Below are 6,226 nucleotides of genomic sequence, written 5' to 3'. Positions count from 1 at the left end.
CGCTTGCGGTTCACGATCGAGCCACGGTCAAGGATCTCGCCACCCCACACACCCCACGGCTCTGCACGTTGCAGTGCCGCGGCCAGGCATTGGCTCCGAATCGGGCAGTCGGCGCATAACGCCTTGGCGCGCTCCAGCTCCGACGGACTGTCAGCGAACCACAGGTCGGGATCGCCGAGGTGACAAGGCAACTCCGGCTGCTGCTCGTCGGGGACTGTCGGTGTCGACATGTCCGGTTCACCTGCTTCCTGGTCTAGCGGTTTTGCTTCAGATCCGGACCAGGTGTTGGGGCTGTCGACCCAAAAACTGTGGCCACGGATCCTTTGACTTCAGGTCCGTGGCCATTTGGCTAGATAGTGGGCTGTTACCTAGGTAGAGCCCCGATCCACGGACACTTCGGTCGCGGCGGCGTTACGGCGCTTGCGCGCAACGGCCAAGGCGGCCGCGGTGGCATGGGCAGCACGATGGGAGCCAGTGTCGCCAGCCGAAACGACCGGGCATACACCGAACGTGTTCGTGGTAATCATCGTGGCTCCCTCCTCTCGTCGAGTTGCTGCCGCCGGGCGTGAAGATTGCGGTTCGAGGTTAGATCTTAACAGCCTGGCGCGGCAAGCGATTTTCTGACCTGGGGTTTTGTGGCGACCCGCTACGCCCGGCTTCGCCGCGCTTGCGATCGCCACGCGGGTTTGGTGGCGACCCGCTAGCTGCGGCTGCGTACCAGCTCCAACACGTCCGGGCCGAACTGCTCCAGCTTGCGGGCGCCGATACCCGGGATAGCGACCAACGCGGCGTCGTCAGCGGGCAGGAGCTCGGCGATCGCGATCAGCGTGTTGTCGGTGAACACGACGTACGCGGGCACCTTCATCTCCTTGGCGGTGCGCAGCCGCCAATCCTTGAGCTGCAGCAACAGCTCGTCGTCGATGTCAGCCGCACACGTTTCACAGCGGCGCAGCATGATGGCCGCCGGCGTGGTCAGCTGGTTGTTGCAGATCCGGCAGCGCGACGTGGCGCCGCGATTACGACGTGGCCGACTGGGCCCACTGTCGGACTGCGTCTGCGGGGCGAGGCCGTTGAGGAACCGGGACGGCTTGCGCGACTGCCGCCCACCCGGGTTCCGGGACAACGACCAGCTGAGCGCCAAATGCATTCGGGCCCTGGTGATTCCGACGTAGAGCAGTCGACGCTCTTCTTCGACGGCTTCGCTCTCGGCGCCGTGCGCCAACGCGTGCGAGATCGGCAGCGTGCCATCGGTCACGCCGACCAGGAACACCGCATCCCACTCCAGCCCCTTTGCGGCGTGCAGCGAGGCCAGCGTGACGCCCTGCACCACCGGCGGGTGACGTGCGTCGGCGCGGGTCCGCAGCTCGGCAAGCAGATCCGGCAGATCCAATTGCGGGCGGTGCGCCACCTCTTCATCGACCAGCTCGGCCAACCCCGAAAGCGCCTCCCACCGCTCCCGGGCCCGGGTTCCGGCCGGCGGCTCAGCCGTCAAACCCAGCGGTTCGAGCAGCCCGCGCACGATGTCGGGCAGCGGCCCGTCGCTTTCGGCGCCGCGGTTGGCTGCCCGCTGTAGGACCAGCAGGGCCTGGCGGATCTCTTGACGGCTGAAAAAACCCTCACCGCCACGGACCTGATAGGCAATGCCGGCTTCGGTCAACGCTTCTTCGTAGACCTCGGACTGCGCGTTGATCCGGTACAGCACCGCGATCTCGGCGGGTGGCGTGCCGGACTCGACGAGCTGTGAGATCGACGCGGCCACCGCGGCGGCTTCGGCGACTTCGTCGGTATGTTCACGAAACGTCGGAGCCGGTCCCGGATCACGCTGACCGACCAGGTGCAGCTTGCTGCCGGCCACCCGGCCGCGGGCGGCGGCAATCACCCGGTTGGCCAGCGACACCACCTGCGGTGTCGACCGGTAGTCGCGTTCCAGGCGCACCACCGTCGCCTCCGGAAACTGCCGGGAGAAGTCCAGCAGGTAACGCGGTGAGGCCCCGGTAAACGAGTAGATGGTTTGGTTGGCGTCGCCGACGACGGTCAGATCGTCGCGATCCCCGAGCCACGCCGATAGCACCCGCTGCTGCAGCGGCGTCACGTCCTGGTATTCGTCAACGACGAAACAGCGATAGCGGTCCCGGAACTCGTCGGCGATCGCGGCGTCGTCCTCGATCGCGGCCGCGGTGTGCAGCAACAGGTCGTCGAAGTCGAGCAGCGCGACATCCTGGACATCATTGCCGCGGGATTTCAGCGACTCGTAGGCCGCATACACGGCAGCGACCTTAGCGGCGTCCAGCGGAATGTCGCGGGCGCAGGCAGCCACCGCGTCCGGATACTGCTCGGGGGAAATCAGCGACGCCTTGGCCCACTCGATTTCGCCGGCCACATCACGCACGTCGTCGGTGCTCAGCTGCAACCGGGCGCTGCTCGCGCCACGGGCGACGACGGCGAACTTGCTCTCCAACAATTGCCAGCCGGTGTCACCGACGACCCGCGGCCAGAAATAGCGCAGCTGCCGGTGCGCCGCCGCGTGAAACGTCATCGCCTGCACCGCGCCGACGCCGGTTTGCGCCGCGGCCCCCAATGCCCGCAACCGGGACCGCATTTCGCCGGCCGCACGTTGGGTGAACGTCACCGCCAACACCTGACCCGGGGCCACATGTCCGGTGGCGACGAGCTGAGCAATGCGGTGGGTGATCGTCCGGGTCTTACCGGTTCCCGCCCCGGCCAGCACGCAGACCGGGCCGCGCGGAGCCAGCACGGCCTCGCGCTGTTCGTCATCGAGGTCGGCAATCAATGGGACTAAGGAGTCAGTGATCACCGGCATGGCGTACATCTTGGCAGTGGTCGCCGACAAACCGCGGGCAGCGCCACGCGCGCGGCATAACAAGAACGCACGTTATGTTTGACAGATTATGAGCAATGCTTCGCTGACCATGTACAGCACGCCCTGGTGTGGCTACTGCCATCGGCTCAAGACCATGTTGAAGGCCTCCGGAATCAGCTACGACGAGGTCGACATCGAACAAGACGCCGCGGCAGCCGAGTTTGTCGGCTCGGTCAACGGTGGTAACCACACGGTTCCGACGGTCAAGTTCGCCGACGGGTCGACAATGACCAACCCGGGCCCAAACGAGATCAAGGCGAAACTGGCTGAGCTGACCGGCTAGGGGCTTCAGCCCAGCGCGGCCCAGGATTCGATGATCACCCGCGCAATCGACACCGATCCAGGCAGCAGGAGTTTGGCGTCCGCGGCGCTGCTCCAATCACCGAGGGCCAGCGCGGCACCCACCTCCTCGCGGGTGAACCACGCCGCCTCGGCAATCTCCCCGTCGTTGAAGGAGAAGTCCTCGTCGGGATCGCCGATCGCATGGAAGCCGACCATCAGCGAACGCGGGAACGGCCACGGCTGGCTACCGAGATAGCGCACATCACCGACCGAGAGCCCGATTTCCTCGCGGATCTCCCGCGCGACACAGGTTTCGAACGACTCGCCGGCTTCCACGAACCCGGCCAGCAGCGAGAACATTCGCTCCGGCCACACCGTTTGACGGGCCAGCACCGCCCGGTCGCCGCCGTCATGCACCAGGCAGATCACGGCCGGGTCGATGCGCGGGAATTCCTCGTGACCGGTGACGGGATTGACCCTGGCCCAGCCGGCCCTGACCGGCTTGGTGGGTGAGCCGTCCACCGAGCTGAACCGGGCGCTGGCATGCCAGTTCAGCAGCGCCGCGGCCGACGACACCAGCTGCGCGCCGACGTCGTCGAAGAGCTGGCCTCCCCGGCGCAGATCGGCCACTTCGGCTTTGACGTCGGGATCGTCGGGTGCTTCCAGCGGGCCGCGGACTGCCCACACGTGTCGACCATCTTCGATGCGTCCCAGGAACACCGCGTCCGGCGGCGGCTTGTCTGCCAACGCCTTCGCGCGGCCCAGCACCACCCGGCCGTCGGCGACCATCACCTGATTGCGGGAGTCAAGCCGCAGCAAAGCAGCGTCCGGCCAGCCTTCGGTGGCCGCGTCGACATCGGTTCGCACCTGATCGGCGCGGTCGGCGCCGATCCGCGAGAGCAACGGCACGCTCTGCAATTGAAAGTCCACCGGACTACACCTCCTGGCGGCGACCCGCTGCGCCCGGCTCCGCCGCGCTTGCGATCGCCACGTTCACTTCCCCGCGCTGCGCACATACAGCAGCCGGTCGCCGGCCTCGATGGCGTCGACCTCGGGTGCGTCGACGCGCAGCAACTGGCCGTCGCGCACCACACCGAGCACGATGTCGGAGAGATGCCGCGGGGAACCGCCGACTTCGCTTTGCTCCACGTCGCGCTCGGCGATGGCCAATCCCTCCGAGGGCGTGAGCAGGTCTTCGATCATCGCCACCACGCTGGGCGTTGTGGTGGCAACGCCAAGCAGCCGACCAGCGGTCTCCGAGGAGACGACGACGGAGTCTGCGCCGGATTGCTTTAGTAGATGCTGGTTTTCGGCCTCCCGGATCGACGCCACGATCTTGACGTTGGGCGCGATTTCCCGGGCGGTCAGGGTGACCAGCACCGCGGTGTCGTCGCGGCTGGTCGCGATGATGATCGCCGACGCGTGCTGAACCGCCGCCAGACGCAGCACATCGGATCTGGTCGCGTCGCCGTGCACGGTGACCAGACCTGCGTTGGATGCGTGGTCGAGGGCGGCCTTGTCGGTGTCGACGACAATCACGTCTTTGCCTGCGGTCTCGTCATCGCGGATCGCGGCGACCGCAGTTTTCCCTTTGGTGCCGTAGCCGACCACGACGGTATGGTTGCGCACTTTGCTCCTCCAACGCTGAATCTTCCACGCTTGCCGCGACCGTTCGGTGAGCACCTGAAGTGTCGTACCAACCAACACCACGAGGAACAGGATCCGCAGCGGGGTAATGATCAAGATGTTGGTCAGCCGCGCGGATTCGGTGAACGGGGTGACGTCGCCATAACCGGTGGTGGTCAGCGACACCGCAGCGAAGTAGATGCAGTCGATAAGCGACATCCGCTCCCCGCGCACGTCGGTGTACCCGCTCCGGGTGAGGTAGACGGTGATCACCGCGACCACTAGGGCCAGCAGTGCGATCAGGACTCGCCGCCAGATTGCGCGCACCGGGCCAATGGCGAGTTCCGGCACACGCACCACGCCGACCAGCGCATATGTGGGGAGTTCGGTCAGCGTCTCGCCGTGATCGCCTGGCCGCCGGTTAGTTTTTGCCACAGCTCATCGGCTCGACCTGGCGCACGACACAATGTAACCATGACGGCCACCGCACCAATAGCTCAGCGTGAGGCCAGCCAGGCAGCCGCATACCGAATCGCGGCGATGCTGCTCAGCGTCGGCGCCGTCCACTTTTTGGCGCCGAAACCGTTCGACGACATCGTCCCCTCCGAGCTCCCCGGAAGCCCCCGGCTTTACACCTATGTGTCCGGCGTCGCCGAGGTCACCATCGGTGCGCTGCTGCTGGCCCGACGCACTCGACGGTCCGCCGCACTGGCGGCCGTCGCATTGTTCGTCGGTGTGTTCCCGGCGAACGTCAACATGGTCCGGTTGTGGTGGCGCAAGCCATGGCCGATGCGCATCGCCGCGCTGGCCCGGCTGCCGTTGCAGATCCCGATGGTCACCGCGGCGCTCAAGATCCGGCGCAACGCCTAACTCGTCACCGGCTGGGCCAGTAGTGCGGCCAGCTCGTCGGGTCCCGGCAGCACATCGGGGACGACGGTCACCCCTGAGCGCACATAATGAAACGCGGTGCGCACCAACGATTCCGGGCATCCACGTAGCGCGGCCCAGGCCAGCCGGTAGACACCGAGCTGGATGGCGGCCTGTCGGCTAGCCTCCGGCCCACGTGGCGGCTCACCGGTCTTCCAGTCCACCACCGTGGCGCCACCGTCGGGGTCGGCGAAGACCGCGTCGATGCGGCCACGGACCACGGTGTCGCCGATAGCCATCTCGAACGGCACCTCGACATCCACCGGGGTACGGGCGGCCCACGGCGAAGCGAGGAATTCCGCCTGCAACGTAGCCAGCTCTTCGGCCTCGCGCTGTGCGGTGTCGGTGTCGGCCGCGCCGGGTAGGTCGCCGAGGTCGAACAATCGATCGGCGCCGTAAAATCGCTGAACCCACTCGTGAAATGCATTGCCCAGCAACGCATGCGGGTCAGGCCGTGCCGGGAGCCGGCGCATCAGCCGCTGCGCGGCGTGCTCGGGCTCGCGGGCCAGG

Annotated in this window: 7 protein-coding genes; 2 read left to right on the top strand and 5 right to left on the bottom strand. The window is 66.7% G+C overall.

The features are described 5' to 3' along the window. Positions 1-230 (bottom strand): WhiB family transcriptional regulator (locus tag WB785_RS04135; protein ID WP_424077419.1); only part of this gene is annotated, 230 nt, incomplete at its 3' end. A 470-nt stretch (positions 231-700) separates the two neighbouring features. Further along, entirely contained in the window at positions 701-2,821 is a 2,121-nt protein-coding gene (locus WB785_RS04130) for an ATP-dependent DNA helicase UvrD2 (protein WP_424077418.1), read from the bottom strand. A gap of 88 nt (positions 2,822-2,909) precedes the next feature. On the opposite strand from WB785_RS04130, the gene mrx1 reads away from it, so the two are divergent. Next, the gene (gene mrx1 / locus WB785_RS04125; protein ID WP_424077417.1) at positions 2,910-3,164 is read left to right on the top strand and encodes a mycoredoxin Mrx1; all 255 of its coding nucleotides are present in this window, start codon (positions 2,910-2,912) and stop codon (positions 3,162-3,164) included. A gap of 5 nt (positions 3,165-3,169) precedes the next feature. Here the strand turns inward: mrx1 and nudC are convergent, their stop codons facing one another. Together nudC and WB785_RS04115 are read right to left on the bottom strand one after the other, a co-directional pair. Further along, positions 3,170-4,093, bottom strand: coding sequence for an NAD(+) diphosphatase (nudC, locus tag WB785_RS04120; protein WP_424077416.1), 924 nt, complete (start codon positions 4,091-4,093; stop codon positions 3,170-3,172). A 63-nt stretch (positions 4,094-4,156) separates the two neighbouring features. After that, a complete protein-coding gene (locus WB785_RS04115) occupies positions 4,157-5,224 on the bottom strand; it encodes a potassium channel family protein (RefSeq protein WP_424077415.1) in 1,068 nt (355 codons plus the stop codon). A 39-nt stretch (positions 5,225-5,263) separates the two neighbouring features. Between WB785_RS04115 and WB785_RS04110 the strand changes: the two genes are divergently transcribed. Beyond that, the gene (locus WB785_RS04110) at positions 5,264-5,659 is read left to right on the top strand and encodes a DoxX family protein (RefSeq protein ID WP_424077414.1); all 396 of its coding nucleotides are present in this window, start codon (positions 5,264-5,266) and stop codon (positions 5,657-5,659) included. Here WB785_RS04110 and WB785_RS04105 read toward each other — a convergent pair. After that, on the bottom strand, positions 5,656-6,226 hold a 571-nt coding region (locus WB785_RS04105), incomplete at its 5' end, for a RecB family exonuclease (RefSeq protein WP_424077413.1). The genes WB785_RS04110 and WB785_RS04105 overlap by 4 nt on opposite strands.

Source organism: Mycobacterium sp. (genome assembly GCF_049585075.1).
Taxonomy (GTDB): domain Bacteria; phylum Actinomycetota; class Actinomycetes; order Mycobacteriales; family Mycobacteriaceae; genus Mycobacterium.
Note: the sequence above shows the minus strand (reverse complement) of the source record. Positions and strands in the feature narration are given on the sequence as shown.

Excerpts from the sequence above, each read along its gene's own strand:
- mrx1 (WP_424077417.1), top strand. The coding sequence starts at position 2,910 with ATGAGCAATGCTTCGCTGACCATGTACAGCACGCCCTGGTGTGGCTAC.
- WB785_RS04110 (WP_424077414.1), top strand. The coding sequence starts at position 5,264 with ATGACGGCCACCGCACCAATAGCTCAGCGTGAGGCCAGCCAGGCAGCC.
- WB785_RS04130 (WP_424077418.1), bottom strand. The coding sequence starts at position 2,821 with ATGCCGGTGATCACTGACTCCTTAGTCCCATTGATTGCCGACCTCGAT.